Genomic DNA, 21,574 nt, shown 5'->3' with positions numbered 1-21,574 from the left:
CACGGGCCGAGGCGCCCGCGCCGAAACACGGGGGCGCCTCGGACGCGGGCCGCCTCCGGCGGGGCCTCAGGCGGCGAGGACCTCGGCGACCGGGGTGAACGGAAGGCCGTGCGCCACCGCGACCGGCTCGTTGGTCAGCTCGCCCGCGTGGGTGTTGAGCCCGAGCTGGAGCGCGGCGTCGCCGCGGAGGGCGGCCTGCCAGCCCTGGTCGGCCAGCTTGACCGCGTAGGGCAGGGTGGCGTTGGTCAGGGCATAGGTGGAGGTGTTGGCCACCGAACCCGGCATGTTGGCCACGCAGTAGAAGATCGAGTTGTGCACCTTGAAGGTCGGCTCGGCGTGCGTGGTCGGACGGGAGTCCTCGAAGCAGCCGCCCTGGTCGATCGCGATGTCGACGAGGACCGAGCCGGGCTTCATGCGCGAGACCAGCTCGTTGGAGACGAGGGTCGGGGCCTTGGCGCCGGGGATGAGGACGGCGCCGACGACCAGGTCGGCCTCCAGGACGGCCTGCTCGATGGCGTACGAGGTCGACACGAGCGTCTTCAGGCGGCCCTGGTAGATGGCGTCGATGAAGCGCAGGCGGTCGATGTTGACATCGAGGATCGTGACGTCCGCGCCCATGCCGACGGCGATCTGCGCCGCGTTGAGGCCGGACACGCCGCCGCCGATGACGACGATCTTGGCGGGGGCGACGCCCGGGACGCCGCCGGGCAGCACGCCGCGGCCGCCGTTGAAGCGCATGAGGTTGTATGCGCCGACCTGCGGGGCGAGACGGCCCGCGACCTCCGACATCGGGGCGAGCAGCGGCAGCGTGTTGCCGACCTGCACGGTCTCGTACGCGATGGCGGTCGTCCTGGCCGACAGCAGCGCGTCGGTGCAGGGGCGGGAGGCGGCCAGGTGCAGGTAGGTGAACAGCAGGTGGTCCTCGCGGAGCCGGTGGTACTCCTCCGCGATGGGCTCCTTGACCTTCAGGATCATCTCGGACTCGGCCCAGACCGCGTCCGCCGTGTCGAGGATCTTGGCGCCGGCGGCCAGGTACTCCTCGTCGGTGATGTGCGAGCCGAGGCCCGCGTCCCGCTGAACGTGGACCTCGTGGCCGTGGCGGACGAGCTCGTGCACGCCCGCCGGTGTGGCGGCGACGCGGTATTCGTGGTTCTTGACCTCGGCAGGCACGCCGATCTTCATGGGAAAGGTCCTTTCAAGCACTGCTCGGCACGGTCCGGCGCCGCCGGGGGCGCCGGCCGTACGAGATAGATGGTTAGAGACGCGCCCAGGCCTCGGTGAGCACGGAGCGGAGGATCGACTCGATCTCGTCGAACTCCTTGGGGCCGCAGATGAGGGGCGGGGCGAGCTGGACCACGGGGTCGCCGCGGTCGTCCGCCCGGCAGTAGAGGCCCGCGTCGTAGAGGGCCTTGGAGAGGAAGCCGCGCAGCAGCCGCTCGGACTCCTCCTCGTTGAAGGTCTGCTTGGTCGACTTGTCCTTCACGAGCTCGATTCCGTAGAAGTAGCCCGAGCCGCGGACGTCGCCGACGATCGGTAGATCAAGCAGCTTCTCGAGCGTGCCGCGGAACACCGGCTCGTTGGCCGTGACATGACCGAGGAGGTCCTCACGCTCGAAAATGTCGAGATTCGCCAGGGCCACGGCGGAGGCCACGGGGTGACCGCCGAACGTGTAGCCGTGGGCGAACATCTCGGTGCCCTGCTTGAACGGCTCGAAGAGCCGCTCAGAGGCGATCATGGCGCCGATCGGGGCGTAACCGCTGGTCAGACCCTTGGCGCAGGTGATGATGTCGGGCACGTAGTCGAACTTCTGACCGCCGAACATCGTGCCGAGCCGGCCGAAGGCGCAGATGACCTCGTCGGAGACGAGCAGGACGTCGTGCGCGTCGCAGATCTCGCGCAGCCGCCGGAAGTATCCGGGCGGCGGCGGGAAACAGCCGCCGGAGTTCTGCACCGGCTCGACGAAGACGGCGGCCACGGTGTCCGGGCCCTCCATCTCGATGGCCTTGCCGACCTGGTCGGCGGCCCAGCGGCCGAACGCCTCCGGGTCCTTCTCGAACCCGGGGAAGCCGGAGATCTCGTCCGCCCGGTAGAGGTTCGTGTTCGGCACCTTGATCGCACCGGGGACCAGCGGCTCGAACACCTGCTTGAGGCCCGGGATGCCCGTGATGGACAGGGCTCCCTGCGGCGTGCCGTGGTAGGCGATCGACCGGCTGATGACCTTGGTCTTCAGCGGCTTGCCCTGGATCTTGAAGTACTGCTTGGCGAGCTTCCAGGCCGACTCGACCGCCTCGCCGCCGCCGGTCGTGAAGAAGACGCGGTTGAGGTCGCCGGGGGTGAGCTGGGCGAGCCTGGCGGCGAGCTCGGCCGCCTTCGGGTGCGCGTAGGACCAGAGCGGAAAGAAGGCCAGCTCCTGGGCCTGCTTGGCGGCGGCCTCGGCGAGCTCGGCGCGGCCGTGGCCCACCTGGACGACGAAGAGCCCGGCCAGGCCGTCGAGATAGCGCTTCCCGTGGATGTCGTAGACGTAGGCGCCCTCACCTCGCACGATCATCGGCACTTCCGCCCCGTCGTAGGACCCGTGCCGGGTGAAGTGCATCCACAGATTGTCGTGTGCGGCTTTGAGAACGTCCGGGTGCGCCATCGCGACCTTCCCTCGGTGATCGGTGCTCTGCACAGTGTGCACGCCGTTTACGCAGTTTGCCAAGTGATTACGTGGCGTCACTCTGCAAGAAGTTCGGAATCCGCGATATCGCCTTGTAACTACGACGAAATCCGTCAGGTAGATTTTGGCCATTCTTCCTGGGTGAGGACCAGCGGCAAGGCACCCGCCGAGGGGCCCGTCCCCGGTGTGGTGCAATGGGCTGCACCAACAACCCAGCACATTGTGACTACACATATCGGGAGAAAACGCCGTGACACCTGAGGAGATCGAGAAGGCCGTCGAGGCGGGAATGCCCCAGGCGGTCGAGGACCTCAAGCGGCTCGTGGCGATCCCGTCCGTCGCCTTTCCCGGCCACCCGGAGGTTCCGGTCCACGAGGCCGCGGCGCTGACGGAGGAACTGCTCCGCGCGGCGGGCCTCCCGCACGTCGAGCGCGTCCCGGTCGAGGGCAGCTTCCCCGCCGTGTACGGCGAGGCCCCCGCGCCGCCCGGCGCCCCGACCGTGTTGCTCTACGCGCACTACGACGTCCAGCCCGCCGGCGACCTCGCGCTGTGGAGGACCGCGCCGTTCGAGCCCACCCAGATCGACGGCGCGCTGTACGGCAGGGGCGCGGCCGACGACAAGAGCGGCCTGATCACGCACGTGGCGGCGCTCCGCGCCTTCCAGGGCCGTTTCCCCGTGGGCGTCAAGGTCATCATCGAGGGCCAGGAGGAGTACGCGGGCGAGCGTCTGGAGGCCTTCGTCGAGGCCAACCCGGAGCTGGTGCGCGCGGACGCCATCGTCGTGGCCGACAGCGGCAACCCGCGTGTCGGTGACCCGGCGCTGACGACCTCGCTGCGCGGCATGGCGGCGTTCACCATCGAGGTCAGGTCGCTCGGAGAGTCGCTGCACAGCGGTTCCTTCGGGGGCGCGGCGCCGGACGCGCTCGCCGCACTGATGCGCATGCTGACCGCATTGCACGATGACAACGGCGACCTCCGTGTCCCCGGACTGAACCGCGGGACCTTCTCCGGCGAAGGACCATCTGAGGAGGAGTTCCGCGCGACGGCGGGCGTGCTCGACGGGGTGTCGCTCGTCGGCTCGGGATCGCTCGCCGACCGCCTGTGGGCGTCCTACGCCATCACGGTCACCGGGCTCGACGTGCCCAGCGTGTCGGGCGCGATCAACGCGGTCCAGGCCGTGGCCCGGGCCCGCGTCACGATCCGGATCCCTCCGTCGGGAGACACCAAGACCGCGCTCGACGACGTCACCGGCTTCCTGAAGCAGGTCGCCCCCTGGGGCGTCCACGTGTCGTTCGACGACTTCACCACCGGCACGGGCTTCCGCGCCGAGGCGGGCGGCCCGGCCACGGCCGCGATCGGCAGGGCAATGGAGCGGGCCTTCGGCCGCGCGCCGCGCGAGGTCGGCCAGGGCGGCTCGATTCCGCTGGTCGCGACGCTGGCCAGGCGGTTCCCCGAGGCGGAGATCCTCCTCTACGGGGCGGAGGACAACGACGCCGCGATCCACGCGCCGAACGAGCGAGTGGTGCTCGACGAGTTGCGCCGCGTCATCACCGCCGAGGCCCTCTTCCTCGCCGAGTACGGCCAGCCCTCGGCGTGATCATGCACACGTTCCCGGGAATGCGCCATGACCTGCGCCCCACCCCGGCGTGATCATGCACACGTTCCCGGGAATGCGCCATGACCTGCACCCCACCCCGGCGTGATCATGCACGGGTTCCCATTCGCGACATACGGCCCGGCCTGGCGGAAGCAGCAGGCCGGCACGCACAGAGATCGCCTGCAAGATCATGCGCATAGACGGGAAGGCCCGCGGTCCTGGATCGCCGGGCCTTCCGCTGTACACGCCGAACATGACGGTCTCGCCACCGGTCGGGCGTGGGCGAGCCCTCAAGGCGTGGGCGGGTCCTCGGGGCCGTGCGCAAACGGGTGGGCCCGAGCATGCGGGTGGCCCCAGCGGTGCGCATGACGGACGCGGATTGGTCTGGCCTTCACTCCCCGCGCCCCACCGCCGGCTTCCGCCCGCGGCCAACCGGGCTGGTCCTTGAGCGCATCGGCGGAAACCGCCCCCGGGGACATCGCGCCCCTGCCCTCCCGCGTCCTTGTACGGTCATCTGAGCGATATCGGGCGGGGGGAAGCGATTTCCCTGGCCAGAATGACCGTATAAGAGGCCCGCACTCTGCGGCCGCCCCACGCCCGAGGACCCGCTCACGCCCGAGGACCCCGCCACGCCCGAGGACCCGCCCTCGCTCGGGGGCCATCCATGTGCGGCTCGGTCCGCCGGCCTCCCGAAGTAGCCCAAATCACACCTGTCGCGCCGCCTGACTGCGGGGAAGAGCGGTAGCGTGGTTTTGTACCGACTGGTCAGTTCAAAAGCGACGACGGGAACAGAGGCGATGAACGTCCAGAACGCCACGAACACCCCGGCGACCCCGGTCTTCACCGGAATCGAGGTCGAAGCCGACGGGCTGTCCCTCAAGGGAGAGCACGGCTGGGTGTACCGGGACGTGTCGTTCACGGCTCCGGCCGGCACGCTCACCGTGATCGAGGGTGAGGCCGGCACCGGGCGGACGAGCCTGTTGCTCACGCTCGCCGGCCGCATGAAACCCAGCGCGGGCACGCTGACGGTAGGCGGCCGGACCAAGCTCCGCAAGATCCAGCGAATCGCCGCCCTCGGCCTGGTGAGCGAGGTCAATCCCTTCGACGACGCTCTCTCCGTGCGGGAGCACCTCCACGAGCGACTGCGCCCGCGCGGCCTGCCCTGGCGGAGGCGGCACGCGGACATCGTCCACGCGGCGCTCCACCACGCGGGCCTCGACCTGGCGGCGCTCCCCGAGAGCGACCGGACACTGACCAGGCAGCTCACACGGGACCAGGAGGTGCGGCTCGGGATCGCCCTCGCACTCCTCGACGAGCCGGGCCTGATCGTGGTGGACGACGCCGACACGGGCCTCGGCGACGGCAGGCTCCACGAGCTGTGGCAGACCCTGCGCGACCTGGCGGACGACGGCCTCACGGTGATCGCGACCTGCACGGACGCCCGCGAGGCGAGCGGCCTCGCCACCACGGCCATCTCCCTGACGGCGACGACCACGGCGACGACCACTGCGATGACCACTGCGATGACCACGGCGACGACAACCGGTGCGACGAGCGCCATCGGCACGAGCAGCATCGCATGCCCGGCCAACACAGCGGACACAGCGGACACGACGACCACAGCTCGCACAGCCGGTGCGGCGAGCCGTACAACCACGGCCGGGACGGCGAACCCGACAACCCCGGCCGGTGCGGCGAGCAGGACCGGCATGGCGAGCGTGACCGGCGCCGCGAGTGCGGCGGACATGCGGAACATGAATGAGGAGGAGCGGTGAGCAGGCCCTTGCCCCTGCATCTCGGACGGCTGGAGCTTCGGCGTTTCATGCGGTCGCGGCTCACCAGGGCCGCCCTCGTCGGCGTGATCATGCTTCCGCTCCTCTACGCCGGCCTCTACCTGTGGTCCCTCTGGGACCCGCAGGGCCACTTGGACAACGTCCCCGTCGCGCTCGTCGTCGAGGACCAGCCCGCCACCGTGGACGGCAAGACCGTCGACGCGGGCCGGGATCTCGCCGCCAAACTCAAGGAGCGGGACGTCTTCGACTGGCACACCGTGGACGCGGCGGAGGCCGGCAAGGGGGTCGAGGACGGGAAGTACTACCTCTCGCTCACCATCCCGCGCGACTTCAGCGCCAACCTGGCCTCGCCGTCCGGCGAGGCGAGCCCGACCCCGGCGGAGCTCGGCGTCCGGGTGGACACCGGGCGGAGCTACATCATGCGGACGATCTCGGACGCCGTGTTCAAGGAGGTCAAGGAGGCAGCCGACCGCAGTGCCGTCCACGACTACCTGAACCAGATCTTCCTGTCCTTCGGCGATCTGCACGACCAGACGGTGAAGGCCGCCGAGGGGGCGGACCGGATCCACGACGGCACGCGAAGCGCCAGCGAGGGCGCCTCGTCGCTGCAGGACGGCCTGGGCACCGCCAAGGGCGCCACGAGCAAGCTGTCGGCCGGGGCCGGCACGCTGTACAACGGCTCGGAGACCCTGGCCAACGGCCTCGACAGCGCCTACCGGGGTTCGACGGCCCTCACCTCGGGCCTGTCGAAGGCGGCCAGTGGCGCCGCCGACCTCCGCAGGGGTCTGGCGGCTCTCGACAGGGGCGCGGGCAAGCTCGCCGAAGGCAACAGGCAGGCCTACGAGCAGGTGCACGCCCTCTCCCCAACGATCAACCAGGCGGCCGGCAAGTACGTGCCCGTCCTTACCCAGAACGGCGAGCGGATAAGGTCGGCGGCGCTGGCTCTGGCCGAGGGCGCCGACGCCTTCGCCGGCGCGCTCGGCGACCTGCCCCGCGAGGTCCAGGGCAGCGCCGGCGAGACCCGGCAGGACCTGCGCGCCGTGGAGCGCTGGCTGAACTCGCACCCGGACGCGGACCCCGAGCTGAGGGCACTCGTCGAGCGGGCCTCCGGCTCGGCGGGGAACCTCGCGGAAGCGGCGGCCCGGCTGGAGAACAGGATCGGGTCGCAGTCCGGCAGGATCGACGACCTGGCCAGGCAGGCCCGGGCGGTCGCGGACGACGCGCGGGAGCTGGCCGCCGCCGCGCCGGCTCTCGGGGCCAAGCTCGACCAGGCCCGCGACAAGTTCAACCAGCTCGACCACGGCCTCAAGCGGCTGTCCGACGGGGCGGCCGAGCTGCGGGACGGCACGGGCAAGGCTCTCAACGGGGCGAGCTCGCTGTCCGGCGGGCTGAGGCGGCTGAGCGACGGCGCCGGGACGCTCTCCAACGGGCTCCGCAGGCTCGACAACGGGGCCGGAAGGCTCAACGCCGGCCTGGGCAGCCTGGCCTCGGGGGCGGGCCAGCTCAACACGGGTATTGCCAAGCTCTACACGGGGGCCGGAAAGCTCGACTCGGGCCTGGTCAAGCTGGCCGACGGTTCGGGCGAGCTGGCTGACAAGCTCGGCGACGGCGCCGCCCAGATCCCCGACTACGGCAAGGCGGAGCGCGACAGCCGTACGGACATGATGAGCGAACCGGTCCGGCTCGACACCGAGGTGGACAACGCGGTGCCCAACTACGGCACCGGCTTCGCGCCGTTCTTCGTGCCGCTGGCGCTGTGGGTGGGCGCGATGGTCACCTACATGCTGCTCCGGCCGATGAACCCGCGGCTGGTCGCCGGGTCGGCCCCCGCGTGGCGTACGGCTCTCGCCGGATGGCTGCCCGCGCTCACCATGGGCGCTCTGCAGGTGGCGGTGCTGCTCGCGGTGCTGCGGTTCGGCCTGGGGCTCTCGGCGGAGCACTGGCTGGGCGTGGCGGCGTTCCTGGTGCTGACGGCGGCCGCCTTCCTGGCGATCGTCCAGGCGGTGAACGCCCTCCTCGGCCCGCCCGGCCGGGTCGTGGTGCTGGCCCTGCTGATGCTGCAGCTCACGTCGTCCGCCGGCACCTACCCGATCGAGACGTCCCCCCGCTTCTTCCAGGCCATCTCGCCCTGGCTGCCGATGAGCTGGGTCGTCTCGGCGATGCGCCGGCTGATCAGCGGCGGTGATCTGACCGTGGTGTGGCAGGCTTGCGGCGTGCTCTCCGCGTTCGTCGCGCTCGGCCTCGCGCTCACCGTGTTCGCCGTGCACAAGGGCCGCACCTGGTCGATGCGCCGACTCAAGCCGGAGCTGGCACTGTGAGCGCCAAAACTGTGAGCGCCAAGACTGTGGGGAGCGCCACGACGGAGGTGAGCGTTGTGACCGGTATGACGAAGGCGGAGCCCGGCGGGCGGCGCGGCGAGACCCGGCAGAGGCTCTACCTGGCGGCGGTGGATCTGATCGCGGAGCAGGGGTTCACCGCCACGACCGTCGACGCCATCGCCGAGCGCGCCGGGGTGGCCAAGGGCACCGTGTTCTACAACTTCGGCAGCAAGGAGGCCCTCTTCGCCGGCCTGCTCGATCACGGGATCCAGCGGCTCACGGACGCGCTGGCCGAGGCGGCCCAAGCCGTACCGGCGGGAGGGCGCTCCTCGCGGGTGGCGACGTTGGACGCGGTGGTGCTGGCGCAGCTCCGGTTCTTCGACGAGTCCGGGCCGTTCGCCCGCGTGCTTCTCGCGGAGATGTGGCGTACGGCGTGGCAGGAGGCGATCGTCCGGCTGCGTGAGGGCGCGCTCGGCGTGTATGAGCGGGTGCTCGACGAGGCGGTGGCGGCGGGCGAGCTGCGGAAGGGGCTCGACACGGGCACCGCCGCGACCGCGATCTTCGGCATGGTGCTCACGGTGGCGATCGAACGGCGGGCGCTTCACCCCGACCGCCCCCTGGACGAGGTGCACGCGACGCTCACCGAGCTGATCCACGGACGGATCTCCGGCACCGCCGATCCACGCTGACCGCGAACGGACCTCGCGCACCCCCGATCGACGCTGATCCACCCGCTGATCTACTGGCCGTCTCCGGGATGGCGGGTCACCGTTAGCCCGACGAGATCATCTGCAACTAACGTGGTTCGCCATTCGTCGGGATAAGTGCCGGCATCCCCCCGTGGCAAGTGGAGGACGTGTGTACCAGCCGCAGCCGCAGAAGCGCCGCCGTAGCTTTGCCCCGTTCATCATCGCGATCATCCTCGCGGGCGCGCTGATCGTCGGCCTGAAAACGCTCTTCGGCGGGGGCGGTGGGAACGGCGGAGGCGGTGACGCGGGCGGGACCGAGCAGAAGCGGGCCTGCGGCGACGGCGGCATCACGCTGAGGATCGCGGCGTCGAGCGAGAAGGCGGAGCTCCTCCGGAAGATGGCCAACGGCTACAACGGCCGCGAAGTCGACGGCCACTGCGTGGACGTGATCGTCGAGAACAAGAACTCCGGCGGCACCATGCAGGCCCTCGCCCGCGGCTGGGACGCGCGGCAGGACGGGCCCCGTCCCGACGTCTGGACGCCCGCCAGCACGAGCTGGGTGACCCTGCTGCAGCAGCGGGCCCAGGGCGCCGACCGGGCGACCCTGGTCCCCCGTGACAACCCCACCATCGCCAAGTCGCCACTGGTCATCGCGATGCCGAAGCCCATGGCCGAGGCGATCGGCTGGCCGAAGAAGAAGGTCGGCTGGTCGGACGTCCTCGACCTGGCCAACGACCCGAAGGGCTGGGGACGGTACGGCCACCCGGAGTGGGGGAAGTTCCGCCTCGGAAAGACGAACCCCAACCTGTCCACCTCCGGGCTGAACGCGACCATCGGGGCCTACTTCGCAGCCACCGGCCTGTCCGGCGACCTGTCCGAGAAGGACCTGACCGTGCCGAAGACGCGGCAATTCGCGCGCGACGTCGAGCGGTCCATCGTCCACTACGGCGACACCACGCTGACCTTCCTGTCCAACCTCCAGCAGGCCGACGACGCCGGCACCGCGATGTCGTACATCTCGGCCGTCACGGTGGAGGAGAAGTCGGCGTGGGACTACAACCAGGGCAACCCGACGGGCGATCCCACGACTCTCGGCGAGCACGCGAAGCCGAAGGTCCCGCTCGTGGCGATCTATCCGAAGGAGGGCACGCTCTTCTCGGACCATCCGTACGCCGTCCTGTCCTGGGCCGACGCCCCCAAGAGGGCCGCCGCGGCGGACTTCCTCAAGTATCTCCAGTCGCCGGACCAGCAGAAGGAGTTCGCGAAGTACGGGTTCCGGTCGTACGACGGCACCGTGCGCGAGCCGATCAGCTCCGCCCCCGGTCTCAACCCGAAGGAGCCCGCCACCACGCTGAGCGTGCCCACGCCGCAGGTGCTCGACAAGATCCTCACGAGCTGGTCGGAGCTGCGCAAGCCGGCCAACGTGCTCATGGTCATGGACGTCTCGGGCTCGATGGGCGCCGACGTCCCCGGCACCGGCAAGAGCAAGCTCGACCTGGCCAAGCAGGCCGCGATCAACGCGCTGCCGCAGTTCGGCCCGAACGACCGGGTCGGCCTGTGGATGTTCTCCCTCAAGCAGGACGGCGGCAAGGACTACCGCGAGCTGGTCCCGATGGAACGGAAGAACCAGAAGGCGTTGAAGGACCGGATCAACGGCCTCATCCCCAGCGGGGGAACCGGCCTCTACGACACGGCCCTGGCGTCCTACCAGCATGTCCTCGCGCACCAGAGCGGCGACGCCATCAACGCCGTGGTGTTCCTGACCGACGGCAAGAACGAGGACAACAACTCGATCTCGCTCGACAACCTGCTCCCCGAGCTGCGCAAGGAGGCCGGGCAGGACACCGTCAGGATCTTCACCATCGCCTACGGCGCCGACGCCGACCTCGACGTCCTGAAGAAGATCTCGCAGACCACCAACGCCGCGGCCTACGATTCCCGCAAGCCGGGAAGCATCGACCAGGTGTTCACGGCCGTGATCTCCAACTTCTGATGGTCTACTTCTGATGGTCTACTTCTGATGGTCTACTTTTGCGCCAGGAGCCCCCGTGTCCCGCTTCAGTGAGGAACTGCGCGACCCCTGGGGGCTGCTCATGGGCGCCACCGCCGGAGGCGCCGCCTGGGCTGTCAACGTGCACCCGGTGGGCGCGGCCTTCGTCGGCGTGACGGTCTGGCTGGCCAAGTCGTTCGCCTCCGCGTGGCAGTCCACCGGGGGCGAAAGGTGTACGGACGAGCCGGCGGAGCTGCCTGTCGCCAAGGGCAGCCCCGAGGAGGCGTGGCTGCGGCGGGCCGAGCGTGCGGCGGGGAGCTTCGGTGATCTGACCGCCTCGATGCGCGGGCAGCTCCTGCTCGACCGGATCGCGGCCATGCGCCCGCAGGTGGACGACACGGTGGCGACTCTGCGGCGGCTGGCCGGGCAGGCCTCGGTGACGGGCTCGGCGCTCGCGCGCTTCGACCCCCGGTTCCTCCAGCAGGAGCGGGCACGGCTGGCCCGCACCCGGGAATCGGCCCGGCCGGAGGTGGCGGGCGAGCTCGACCGGTCGATCGCCTCGCTGGAGGCGCAGCAGGAGGTGTACGACCGGCTGTCGGCGACCCGCGACCGCGTGCTCGCCCGCCTGGAGTCCGGGGCGATCAGCCTGGAGGGCCTGGTCGCCCGGGTGGTGGAGGTGTCGGCGATGACGGCCACGTCGACCGCGGCCGACGGCGGCACGGGAGCTCTCGACGAGCTCACCTCCGAGCTGGAGCTCACCCGGCAGAGCCTTCACGAGGTCGAGGAGGCCACCCGCCACGACCTCGGTCACACCCCCTGAGCCCGCCCGCAGCCGTCCCGGGTGCGCCTGAGTGTCCGCCCGTAGGAAAAGCATGTGCTCAAGCTGGGCGGGGTTTCGTACCATCGCGGCATGCCCCCTGTGACGACACTCGCCCTCTTCGCCGCCGCCACGCTCGCGCTGCTCGTGGTGCCCGGACCCGCCGTGGTCTACATCGTCACCCGCAGCGTCACGCAGGGCCGTACGGCGGGGCTGGTGTCGGTGCTCGGCGTCCACGCCGGGTCGCTGGTGCACATCGCCGCCGCCGCGCTCGGGATCAGCGCCCTGCTGGCCGCGTCGGCCACGGCGTTCGCCGTCGTGAAGTATCTGGGCGCGGCCTACCTCGTCTACCTCGGCATACGAAAGTTCCTGCACCGAGCTGACGGAGAAGCGGCCGAGGTCAGGCACGCGTCGCGGTCCCGGCTGTTCGGAGAGGGCTTCGTCGTCAACGTGCTCAACCCGAAGACGGCGATCTTCTTCCTCGCCTTCCTCCCCCAGTTCGCCGACCCGTCCCGCGGGCCGGTGGCACCGCAGATCGTGTTGCTCGGCGCCATCTGGGTGGTGCTCGGCATGGCGAGCGACGGCACCTACGCCGTGCTGTCCTCGGCCATCGCCGGTCGCCTGCGGTCCTCAGCCCGGGCCAGGCGGCGGCTCGACGTCGGCAGCGGCGCGGTCTATATCGGCCTCGGCGCCGTCGCCGCCCTCGCGGGCGAGGGAGCCAAGTAGCTGTAGCCCGCCGAGCACGGAGTGATCCCTCCGGTGGACTGACGCCCCGCAACCCTCTGCGGCTTGCGTTGAACCCTGGACGGCTACGGGTGTCCCGTCGCAGTGGGCTCTCGTCCGAACTGGCAGAGTGAACAGGTGAGCATCCGGGGAGTGCTGTTCGACGTCGACGACACGATCTTCGACTACTCGACTTCCGAAGAGGTCGGCCTCATCGGCCATCTGACAGCCGAGGGGCTGCTGGAGTCGTTTCCATCGCACGCTGACGCGGTGGTGGTCTGGCGGCAGATCATGGAGGAGGAGTACGCCCGGTGCCTCGCCGGGGAGTTGACGTTCGAGGAACAGCAGGTCATCCGGACCAGGCGGTTCCTGGCCCACATCGGGCGTCTTCCGGTCGCGGGTCTGTCCGACGAGGAGGCCACCGTCTGGTTCGAGAGGTATGTGGAGTTCCGGGAGGCCGCATGGGCCGCCTTTCCCGACGCCGACCCCGTTCTCAGGAAGCTCGCCCCGGCCTTCCGGCTCGGCGTCGTCTCCAACTCGTCCCTCACCCACCAGCAGCGGAAACTTCGCATGGTGGGCCTGCTCGACCACTTCGGCGAGGCCATCGTCTGCTCCGTCGAGCACGGAGTGGCGAAGCCGGACCCCGCCATCTTCCTCGCCGGCTGCGACCTCCTCGGGCTGGTGCCGCACGAGGTCGCGTACGTCGGCGACAAGTACGACATCGACGCCCTGGGTGCCCGGGCGGCCGGCCTCCGCGCCTACTGGCTCGACCGCGCCGTCACGGGAACCACACCGCTGGACGGCGTCATCGTCATCCGGTCACTCGACGAACTCCCTCTCGACCTGCTGCGCGCGAATCGCGCGTGATCATGCACGGGTTCCTCGATCTGCGATTGACCTCTGGTTTCGCCGTACGTGATCAAGCAAACAGCCAGGCAATGCATGATCACGGATGACTGCGGGCCAGGTCAGTGGACCTCGCGCGGAATTCGTGCATGATCACGATTCACGTTGTTCCTGGCAGCGTGCGCCACCAGGAACTTGTGCATGATCACGCCAAAGAGGCGGCTTCGGCGGTCTCCCTGGCCCAGCGGTAATCCGCCTTACCGGCCGGGGAGCGGACCAGTTCCTCCACGAACGCATAGGTACGCGGCACCTTGTACCCCGACAGCCTCTCCCGGCAGTGGGCGTCGAGCTCGGCCGGCGTCGGCGAGGTCCCCTCGTACGGCTGCACCACGGCCGCGACGCGGAAGCCCCAGCGGTCGTCGGGAATGCCGGTGACCACCGCGTCGAACACCGACGGATGGCCCTTGAGCACCGCCTCGACCTCCTCGGGGAAGACCTTCTCCCCTCCGGTGTTGATGCACTGCGAGCCACGGCCGAAGACGCGGATCGTGCCGTCCTCCTCCACCATGGCGAGATCGCCGGTGAGCAGCCAGCGGGTGCCGTCCACGTCCGTGACGAAGGTGCGCCCGGTCTTGTCCGGGTCGTTGTAGTAGCCGAAGGCGATCCGGCCGGTCTTGGCGACCGTGCCCATGTCGCCCGAGCCCGGCTTCACCGGCTTGAGCGTCTCGTCCAGGACGGCGATGGCCGAGTTGGCGTTGGGCTGATATTTGAGTCCCGACTCGGGGGACGAACCGGAGACGCCCGAGGCGGTGTACCCGGACTCGGTGGAGCCGAAGTTGTCCAGGATCATCGTGTTCGGCAGCAACTCCTGCAGCCGGTCCCGCACCGAGCCGGTGAGGATCGCCCCGGTCGAGCTGAGGGCGAACAGCGACGACAGGTCGTACGACCGGGTGGCGAGCTCCTCGGCCAGCGGGCGGGCCATGGCGTCGCCGGTGATGTTGACGCTGACGACCTTCTCGCGCTCGATCGCGTGGAGGACCGCGGCGGCGTCGAACTTGCGGACGTAGGCGATGGCCGCCCCCATCCACCACGCGATGAACGTGGCCATCTGCGCCGCGCCGTGCATCAGCGGAGCCGCCGCCATCATGATCATCGGATTGGCGTTCCCGGCCTGCTCGATGACGGCCTCCGGCGTCGGCAGGGGGTCGCCGTACGGGTTGCCGCCGCCGAACGCCATGAAGAGGTCCTCGACCCGCCACATGACGCCCTTGGGCATGCCGGTGGTCCCGCCCGTGTAGATGATGTACACGTCGTCGCCGGAACGCCTGGGGAATCCCCTGGTCGAGGGCTGCGCCGCCAGTGCCTCGCCGTACGGCACGGCGCCCGGGACCGCGGTGTCACCGCCGACGGCGATGAGGTGGCGCAGGGCGGGGGCCTGCGGGGCGGCGGCCGCGACCCGCGAGTCGAACTCGACGTCGAACAGCAGGGCGACGATGTCGGAGTCCCGGTAGAGGTAAAGCAACTCCGCCTCGACGTAGCGGTAGTTGACGTTGACCGGAACCGCCCGGATCTTCAGAGCCGCGAGGAGCGCGGTGACATATTCGACGCCGTTGTAGAGCTGGATACCGACGTGCTGGCCCGGTCGTACGCCCTGGGCGGCGAGGTGGTGCGCCAGCCGGTTGGCCAGCGCGTCCAGCTCGGCGTAGGTCAGGCGGTCATCGCCGCAGATGACGGCCACGCGGTCCCCGATCGCGTCCGCGAGCCCTTCGTACAGATCAGCGTGGTTGAACTCCATACCGGGGACGACCCTTCTTGTCAGGGCTTGTCGGTTAGGGCTTGTCGGTTCAGGGTTTGTCGGTTCCGACGATCCACATGGCGAAGAACTGGGCTCCTCCCCCGTAGGCGTGCCCGAGAGCCCTCCGGGCGCCGTCGACCTGGTGCTCCCCCGCCATGCCTCTGACCTGCAACGCGGCCTCCGCGAAACGGATCAGCCCGGAGGCCCCGATCGGGTTGGAGGACAGCACTCCGCCGGAGGCGTTCCAGGGGATGTCGCCGTCGAGCGCGGTGCATCCCGCCTCGGTGAGCTTCCAGCCTTCGCCCTCGGGGGCGAAGCCCAGGTTCTCCAGCCACATCGGCTCGTACCAGGAGAAGGGCACGTACACCTCGGCGACGTCGATGTCCCGGCGCGGGTCGCCGATCCCGGCCTGGCGGTAGACGTCCGCGGCGCAGTCCTTGCCGCCCTGCGGGTTCACAGTGTCGCGGCCCGCGCGGAAGATCGGCTCGGAACGCATGGCGGCGCCGTGCACCCAGGCGGGAGTCCCGGTCACCTTGTCCTCGGCGGCGAGCACCATCGCGCAGGCGCCGTCCGACGACGGGCAGGTCTCCAGGTAGCGGATCGGCTCCCACAGCATCGGCGTCGACTCGACCATCTGCCGGTTGATCCCCGGGATCTTCAGGTGGGCGTAGGGGTTCTTCAGCGCGTTCTGCCGGTCCTTGACCGCGACCAGCGTGCCGATGTGGTCGGGCGCGCCGGAACGGCGCATGTACTCGCGGATGTGCGGCGCGAAGTAGCCGCCCGCGCCGACGACCAGCGAGGCGTTGAACGGCAGATGCGTCGAGAGGGCCCAGGTCGCGTTCGACTCCGACTGCTTCTCGAAGGCCACCACGAGCACCCGGTCGTGCACGCCGCCCTGGATGAGCGACGCTCCGACCAGCGCCGTCGAGCCGCCGACCGAGCCGGCGGTGTGGACGCGCATCATCGGCTTCCCGGCCGCGCCCAGGGCGTCCGCGAGGTACGCCTCGGGCATCATCACGCCCTCGAACAGGTCGGGGGCCTTTCCGATGACGACCGCGTCGATGTCCCTGAACGTCAGGCCCGCGTCCTCGAGCGCCCGGAGGGCGGCCTCCCGGACCAGGCCGGCGATGGAGACGTCACGGCGCTTGGTCTGGTAGTGCGTCTGACCGACGCCGATGACGGCACAGCGGTTACCCACAGCGGCACCTCGATTGCATGATCACGAAAGACGTTTTCGCAGGTACGGCAGGGCGGCCGGGACTCTGTGCATGATCACGGCCTGGCGTTTGCGCAGGTGAGGCCGGCCATCCGGGAACCTTTGCATGATCACGGCGAGGGGTCATGGGGTGGATCCCTCCAGCACGGCGACGAGGTTGTGCTGGAGGCAGGGGCCGGAGGTCGCGTGGGCGACGGCACGGCCGGCGCTCCCGTCGAGAACCCGTCGGGCGGCCTCGCCCACGCGGATCAGCCCCGTCGCCATGACCGGGTTGGCCGCGAGCGGCCCACCGGAGGGATTGACCACCGTGTCCTCCGCCAGCCCGAGCGCCTCACGGAGGATCAGCTCCTCGTGGCTGAACTGGGCGTGCAACTCGGCCACCTCCACCGGGCCCTTGCCCACCCCCGCCGCCCGTGCGGCGTCGGCGGCCGAGGCCGACCGGGCGAGATCCCGTATGCCCAGATAGTGGGGCTCGATGCGGTGGGCGATGCCGGTGATCCAGGCGGGGCGTTCCACCAGCTCCCTGGCCAGATCCCCGGCCGCCAGCACCACCGCCGCCGCGCCGTCCGTGATCGGCGCCACGTCGTACGGCTTGAGCGGTTCGACCTCGAAACCGTCGCCGGACGGGTCCGGCAGGTCGAGGGCGTAGGGGTTGTTCCGGCCGTCGGCACGGCTCCGCCGTACGATCTCGTCGAGCGCGGCCCGGTCGGCGCCGCACGCGGTCGCCTGGAGGGCCGCGAACGACACCTGGTCCAGCCCGAGCGGCGCCAGATAGTACGGGTCGAGCTGCAAGGTCATGAGCTCGCGGAGGTCGCCCTGAGACGACTTGCCGAAGCCGTAGACGAGGGCGGAGTCGACGTCGCCGTGCTGGAGCCGGACCCACGCCTCGTACAGCGCGAACGCCGCGTCCATCTCGACGTGGCTCTCGCTGATGGGCGGCCAGGCGCCCAGCACATCGAGCGCGGAGACGAACGAGAACGGCGCCCCGGCGAGGTAGTCACACGAACCCGAGCACGTGAAGCCGAACCTCCTGAGCCCCGACTGCTCCCTGACCTCGTTGATCACCGGGAGCAGCAGCTCGGGCTCGATCAGCCCGGTGTCGTGGCCGGTGTGCACCGTCTGCGCGAACGCGACGACCGCCACCTCCCGCATGACCTCCCGCATCACGCCTCGCCTTCCGGCTGGGAACCGTCCAGGTCCGAGCCTTCGAACCCTGAGCTCACGTGTTCGGACAGGTCGACATCGGGCTCACCGGTCGGGGCGAACCATTTGATGTTGGTCATGGCCATGGTCCGTTCCTCCGGCGGCACCCAGACGGCCCTGACCCGCATGCCCTGCCGCACCTCGTGCGCGGGGACGTCGCCGACCAGCGCGATCATCGGGGTGTCCGACCTGTCCAGCAGGACGTACGCCGAGACGAACGGCACCTGGGGAGCCCGGGGGTCGGGCAGGTTGTTGATCGCGAAGGTGGTGATCGTGCCCGTGTCGGCGACCTGAACCTCCTCCTCGATCACCGAGCCGCAGGAGGGGCACGAGAGCCGGTAGGGGACGTAGACCTTGTCGCAGGCGGCGCACCGGCCTCCGATGAGCACGCCGTCGCGGACGCCCTCCAGGAAACGGGTGAGGGCGCGGCCGGGCGTGACTCGATATTCGGCGCGCACCGGCGAGACCATGCGGGTGACCTCCGGCAGGAAGCACTCGATGTCGGTGATGTGCCCGACGGGGTCGGCCTTCCAGCGCGGGCGGACGCGGAGGCCGGGCCGCATGGCCTTCGGGTTCCCGGCGTCCACCACGTGGACCAGGGCGGTGTCGGCCCCGTCGAGCTTGATGGTGGCCCAGGCGAACGGCCGGTCGAGCGGATGGCCCTTGCGCGGCGTGCCGACCCAGGCCCAGGCCTGTACGGTCCCCGCCGGGCCCACTTCGACGTATTCGCCGGTCACGCTCTCGCCCGTGGCCGGGTCGTATTCGAGCGGCGGGACCAGGACGTCGCCGCCTGCCGTACGGACTCCGACGATGCGCCGGTCGCGCAGCTCGGTGAGGAAGCGCCCGATGACCGGGCCGGTCGTGCGCGTGTATCCGCCGGGGAACTCCAGGACGTGCGTGGCCGACAGTCCCCCCGATGGGGGTTCGTCAGAAGACGGCGGTTCCTCAGATGGCACGGTCCCTGCCTTCCCAGTAGGGGTCGCGGAGCTTGCGCTTGAGGAGCTTGCCGTTCGGTTCGCGCGGCATCTCCTCGATGAAGTCGATCGACTTCGGCCACTTCATCTTCGACAGGCGGCCGTTGAGCGAGGCGAGGATCTCCTCGGCCAGCTCGGGGCCGGGGGCCACGCCGGGCGCGGGCTCGACGACGGCCTTGATCTGCTCGCCCCACTCGTCGTCCGGGATGCCGAAGACGGCCACGTCGGCGATCTTGGGATGGATGAGCAGCTCGTTCTCGATCTCGGCGGGATAGATGTTGGCCCCACCCGAGATGATCAGGTCGGCCTTGCGGTCGCAGAGGAACAGGAAGCCGTCGTCGTCGAGGTAGCCGATGTCGCCGACCGTGAAGTAGTCAGTGTTTTCACCGACCCCCCTTCGGGCACCCACCCCCACCGCCAGGCGGTTGGCCTCGGTCTTCGCGGGGTCGCCCTTGTACTCGAAGCGGACACCCATCATCTTCATGTAAATCGTGCCGGGAGTCCCCCTCGGGACCTCGTTGAGGTCGTCGTCCACGATCAGCAACTCGCTGATCGGCCAGGCCTTGCCGACCGTGCCGGGGTGCTTCTTCCAGTCCTCCGGTGTGGCGATCGTGCCGCCGCCCTCGGTCGCCGCGTAGTACTCGTACACGACGTCGCCCCACCACTCCAGCATCTGCTGCTTGACCGGGACCGGACAGGGCGCGGCGGCGTGGATCATCCACTTCAGCGATGACAGGTCGTATCCGCGCTGGATCTCGTCCGGCAGGGAGAGCAGGCGCTTGAAGTGCGTGGGGACCATGTGGGAGTTGGTCACCCGGTAGCGCTCGCACAGGCGCAGCGTCTCCTCGGCGTCCCACTTGTCCATGTAGACCAGCGTGTGCCCCATGTGCAGAGCCGTACCCCCGAACTGGGTGACCGCCGTGTGATAGTTCGGTGAGGTGACGAGGTGGGCGTTGGGCCGCCCGGGCGTCATGCCGAACAGTCCCAGCAGGAACGTCATGAGCTCGGCGCCGTCGTCCGGGTCGAGGCCGCTGAGCGGCCGTTTGACGCCCTTCGGCTTCCCGGTCGTTCCGGAGGTGTAGTGCATGGTCGCGCCGGCCGTACGGTCCGCCGGAAGGGTGTCCGGGTGGCCCTCGGTCAGGTCGGTGACCGGGCCCCAGGGCGTGCCGTCCGCCCAGGTGACCGCGCCGAACGAGAAGCACCGGTCGCGGGGGATGCCGGACTCCTCGGCTCCCCGGACGCCTTCCTCGCCGTAGCGCTCGTGGACGAAGAACGCCTTCGCCTCGCTGTCGGCCACGATGTAGCCGATCTCGGGTCCGGTCAGGTGCCAGTTGATCGGCGTGTAGTACCACCCCGCCTGCATGGCGGCGAGGTACAGTGTGAGGCCGTCGACGCCGTTCGGGACGAGGCCGCAGATGCCGTCGCCCGGCTCGAGACCGAGGTCTCGCAGCCCGTGAACGAGCCGGTTGGCGCGGGCGAGCAGATCTCCGGCGGTGTGTTCTGTGCCGTCGGGATCCACCGCGGCGATCCACTCGGGATCGGCCTGGGCGATCCTCCAGAAGCCGAGTGAGCCCATCGGAACTCCCTTGTCCGGTTGCGCCCTGACGTACCCCCGGATCGCCGCAGTGAAGCACGTTCTCGTTGCTCCGACAAGCCCTGGCGCTACGGGAGGTTACGAACAAGAATCTGTTCTAGTTCGCAAGCGGCAGACTAACCCGGCCGACACCAGCCGAGCAAGCGCTTGATCAAACGACCTCGCCTGTGGATAGTCTGGCCTCTCGTCACTTTGGAGGTTTCATGGAGCTCCTGCCGATCAGCACGCCGCACTGCCGCATCGAGCGGGACGGCCACGTCGTGATCGTGACGATGGACCGCCCGGAGGCGAAGAACGCGCTGTCCACGGACATGCTGGTCGGCCTGGCCGAGGCGTGGCAGTACATCTCGGACGAGCCGGGAGTCCGGGTGGGCATCCTCACCGGGGCGGCCGGCACGTTCTGCGCCGGCGCGGACCTTAAGGCGATGGGCACGCCCTCGGAGGACGAGCGGGTCCGGCAGCGGGCCGCCGAGATCGGGGACGTCCACTGGAAGGGCCTGCTGCGCGACCCCGACTCCCTGCCTGCCAAGCCGATCATCTCGGCCGTCGAGGGCTACGCGGTGGCGGGCGGCACCGAACTGCTCGTCGGCACCGACCTGCGCGTGGTGGCCGAGAGCGCGACCCTCGGGCTCTTCGAGGCCAGGCGGGCGCTCTTCCCCATGGGCGGCGCCGCCGTACGGCTCCCGCGCCAGATCCCCTACGCCTTCGCCATGGACCTCCTGCTGACCGGCAGAGCGATCACCGCCCAGGAGGCCCTCACCATGGGCCTCGTCAACAAGATCGTGCCCGACGGCCGGGCCCTCGCCGTGGCCCGCGAACTGGCCGACCAGGTGGCCGCGTGCGGGCCGCTTGCCGTACAGGCCATTCTCCGGACATACCGGGAGACGCTCGGGCTCGGCGAGGCGGAGGCCCTGAAGGTCTCCGACAACATCGGCTGGCCGGTCATCGGCTCCGAGGACGCCAAGGAGGGCGCCCGCGCCTTCCGCGAGAAGCGCCCGCCGACCTACCGGGGCGAATAGCCGCCTGTGGCCTCACGCCACGCCGATTCCGGGCTGGCGCGCGGCACCGTCGATGACTACATCGGCTTCCTGCGGATGACCGTGCTGATTCACGAACTGCCGGCATGGTCGACAAGCCATGCGACCCGCGCCAAGCGGCGTCCCAGAATCTTCCTGTCGGATACCGGACTCGCCTGTCACTTCCTCGGCGCCGACCCCGACGGCCTCCTACGGCCGGAGGATCGCAGGCGACGTCCGCTGACCGAGACTTTCGTGGTCAACGAGCTGAGCAAACAGACGTCCCTCTGCCCTTTGGGGACCGCCTCACCGCCATTCCGTTGTCCTATCTCTGGCAGGCCGGG

Annotated in this window: 16 protein-coding genes and 1 pseudogene; 10 read left to right on the top strand and 7 right to left on the bottom strand. The window is 69.9% G+C overall.

Annotated elements, in window-relative coordinates; genetic code table 11:
• Positions 1-66: 66 nt before the first annotated feature.
• Positions 67-1,182, bottom strand: coding sequence for an alanine dehydrogenase (gene ald, locus N5079_RS01720; protein ID WP_261581480.1), 1,116 nt, complete (start codon positions 1,180-1,182; stop codon positions 67-69).
• Between the two features lie 73 nt (positions 1,183-1,255).
• Complete coding sequence (locus tag N5079_RS01715) at positions 1,256-2,638, bottom strand: aspartate aminotransferase family protein (RefSeq protein WP_261581479.1); 1,383 nt, start codon at positions 2,636-2,638, stop codon at positions 1,256-1,258.
• Positions 2,639-2,909: 271 nt separating this feature from the next.
• Between N5079_RS01715 and N5079_RS01710 the strand changes: the two genes are divergently transcribed.
• The 8 genes from N5079_RS01710 (at position 2,910) to N5079_RS01675 (ending at position 13,453) form a co-directional block, all read left to right on the top strand.
• On the top strand, positions 2,910-4,256 hold the full coding sequence (locus N5079_RS01710; protein ID WP_261581478.1) for a dipeptidase: 1,347 nt from the start codon (positions 2,910-2,912) through the stop codon (positions 4,254-4,256).
• Positions 4,257-5,053: 797 nt separating this feature from the next.
• Positions 5,054-6,031, top strand: coding sequence for an ATP-binding cassette domain-containing protein (locus N5079_RS01705; RefSeq protein ID WP_261581477.1), 978 nt, complete (start codon positions 5,054-5,056; stop codon positions 6,029-6,031).
• Positions 6,028-8,367 (top strand): YhgE/Pip family protein, encoded by a 2,340-nt coding sequence (locus N5079_RS01700; RefSeq protein ID WP_261581476.1) that lies wholly within the window; start codon positions 6,028-6,030, stop codon positions 8,365-8,367. Before N5079_RS01705 ends, N5079_RS01700 begins: the two co-directional genes overlap by 4 nt.
• A gap of 65 nt (positions 8,368-8,432) precedes the next feature.
• Positions 8,433-9,056, top strand: a complete 624-nt coding sequence (locus N5079_RS01695) for a TetR/AcrR family transcriptional regulator (RefSeq protein WP_261581853.1) — start codon at positions 8,433-8,435, stop codon at positions 9,054-9,056.
• 169 nt (positions 9,057-9,225) lie between these two features.
• On the top strand, positions 9,226-11,049 hold the full coding sequence (locus N5079_RS01690; protein ID WP_261581475.1) for a substrate-binding and VWA domain-containing protein: 1,824 nt from the start codon (positions 9,226-9,228) through the stop codon (positions 11,047-11,049).
• 55 nt (positions 11,050-11,104) lie between these two features.
• Positions 11,105-11,866: a hypothetical protein gene (locus tag N5079_RS01685; RefSeq protein ID WP_261581474.1), complete on the top strand. Its 762-nt coding sequence runs from the start codon at positions 11,105-11,107 to the stop codon at positions 11,864-11,866.
• 90 nt (positions 11,867-11,956) lie between these two features.
• Positions 11,957-12,589, top strand: a complete 633-nt coding sequence (locus N5079_RS01680) for a LysE family translocator (RefSeq protein ID WP_261581473.1) — start codon at positions 11,957-11,959, stop codon at positions 12,587-12,589.
• A gap of 135 nt (positions 12,590-12,724) precedes the next feature.
• The gene (locus N5079_RS01675) at positions 12,725-13,453 is read left to right on the top strand and encodes an HAD family hydrolase (RefSeq protein ID WP_261581472.1); all 729 of its coding nucleotides are present in this window, start codon (positions 12,725-12,727) and stop codon (positions 13,451-13,453) included.
• A 184-nt stretch (positions 13,454-13,637) separates the two neighbouring features.
• Here the strand turns inward: N5079_RS01675 and N5079_RS01670 are convergent, their stop codons facing one another.
• The 5 genes from N5079_RS01670 to N5079_RS01650 form a co-directional block, all read right to left on the bottom strand.
• Entirely contained in the window at positions 13,638-15,227 is a 1,590-nt protein-coding gene (locus tag N5079_RS01670) for an acyl-CoA synthetase (protein WP_261581471.1), read from the bottom strand.
• 49 nt (positions 15,228-15,276) lie between these two features.
• Positions 15,277-16,425: a thiolase domain-containing protein gene (locus tag N5079_RS01665; RefSeq protein ID WP_261581470.1), complete on the bottom strand. Its 1,149-nt coding sequence runs from the start codon at positions 16,423-16,425 to the stop codon at positions 15,277-15,279.
• Between the two features lie 141 nt (positions 16,426-16,566).
• Positions 16,567-17,595, bottom strand: coding sequence for a thiolase domain-containing protein (locus N5079_RS01660; RefSeq protein WP_315967772.1), 1,029 nt, complete (start codon positions 17,593-17,595; stop codon positions 16,567-16,569).
• 11 nt (positions 17,596-17,606) lie between these two features.
• Positions 17,607-18,602 (bottom strand): Zn-ribbon domain-containing OB-fold protein, encoded by a 996-nt coding sequence (locus N5079_RS01655; RefSeq protein ID WP_261581467.1) that lies wholly within the window; start codon positions 18,600-18,602, stop codon positions 17,607-17,609.
• Positions 18,592-20,196 (bottom strand): acyl-CoA synthetase, encoded by a 1,605-nt coding sequence (locus N5079_RS01650; protein WP_261581466.1) that lies wholly within the window; start codon positions 20,194-20,196, stop codon positions 18,592-18,594. The genes N5079_RS01655 and N5079_RS01650 overlap by 11 nt, the downstream gene beginning before the upstream one ends.
• A gap of 221 nt (positions 20,197-20,417) precedes the next feature.
• Between N5079_RS01650 and N5079_RS01645 the strand changes: the two genes are divergently transcribed.
• Complete coding sequence (locus tag N5079_RS01645; protein WP_261581465.1) at positions 20,418-21,233, top strand: crotonase/enoyl-CoA hydratase family protein; 816 nt, start codon at positions 20,418-20,420, stop codon at positions 21,231-21,233.
• 6 nt (positions 21,234-21,239) lie between these two features.
• Positions 21,240-21,503 (top strand): annotated as a pseudogene (locus tag N5079_RS35430) (DUF4143 domain-containing protein); the annotation flags it as partial.
• Positions 21,504-21,574: the final 71 nt, after the last annotated feature.

Origin of the sequence: Planotetraspora sp. A-T 1434 (assembly GCF_025420585.1) — a bacterium.
In the GTDB taxonomy this organism is placed as follows: Bacteria; Actinomycetota; Actinomycetes; order Streptosporangiales; family Streptosporangiaceae; genus JAOEGB01.
This window is presented reverse-complemented; position numbering and strand designations above follow the sequence as displayed.

What these genes read in the sequence shown, in the direction of transcription:
- ald (WP_261581480.1), bottom strand. Translation starts at nt 1,182, where the DNA reads ATGAAGATCGGCGTGCCTGCCGAGGTCAAGAACCACGAATACCGCGTC.
- N5079_RS01715 (WP_261581479.1), bottom strand. Translation starts at nt 2,638, where the DNA reads ATGGCGCACCCGGACGTTCTCAAAGCCGCACACGACAATCTGTGGATG.
- N5079_RS01705 (WP_261581477.1), top strand. Translation starts at nt 5,054, where the DNA reads ATGAACGTCCAGAACGCCACGAACACCCCGGCGACCCCGGTCTTCACC.
- N5079_RS01695 (WP_261581853.1), top strand. Translation starts at nt 8,433, where the DNA reads ATGACGAAGGCGGAGCCCGGCGGGCGGCGCGGCGAGACCCGGCAGAGG.
- N5079_RS01680 (WP_261581473.1), top strand. Translation starts at nt 11,957, where the DNA reads ATGCCCCCTGTGACGACACTCGCCCTCTTCGCCGCCGCCACGCTCGCG.
- N5079_RS01670 (WP_261581471.1), bottom strand. Translation starts at nt 15,227, where the DNA reads ATGGAGTTCAACCACGCTGATCTGTACGAAGGGCTCGCGGACGCGATC.
- N5079_RS01660 (WP_315967772.1), bottom strand. Translation starts at nt 17,595, where the DNA reads ATGCGGGAGGTGGCGGTCGTCGCGTTCGCGCAGACGGTGCACACCGGC.
- N5079_RS01650 (WP_261581466.1), bottom strand. Translation starts at nt 20,196, where the DNA reads ATGGGCTCACTCGGCTTCTGGAGGATCGCCCAGGCCGATCCCGAGTGG.
- N5079_RS01645 (WP_261581465.1), top strand. Translation starts at nt 20,418, where the DNA reads ATGGAGCTCCTGCCGATCAGCACGCCGCACTGCCGCATCGAGCGGGAC.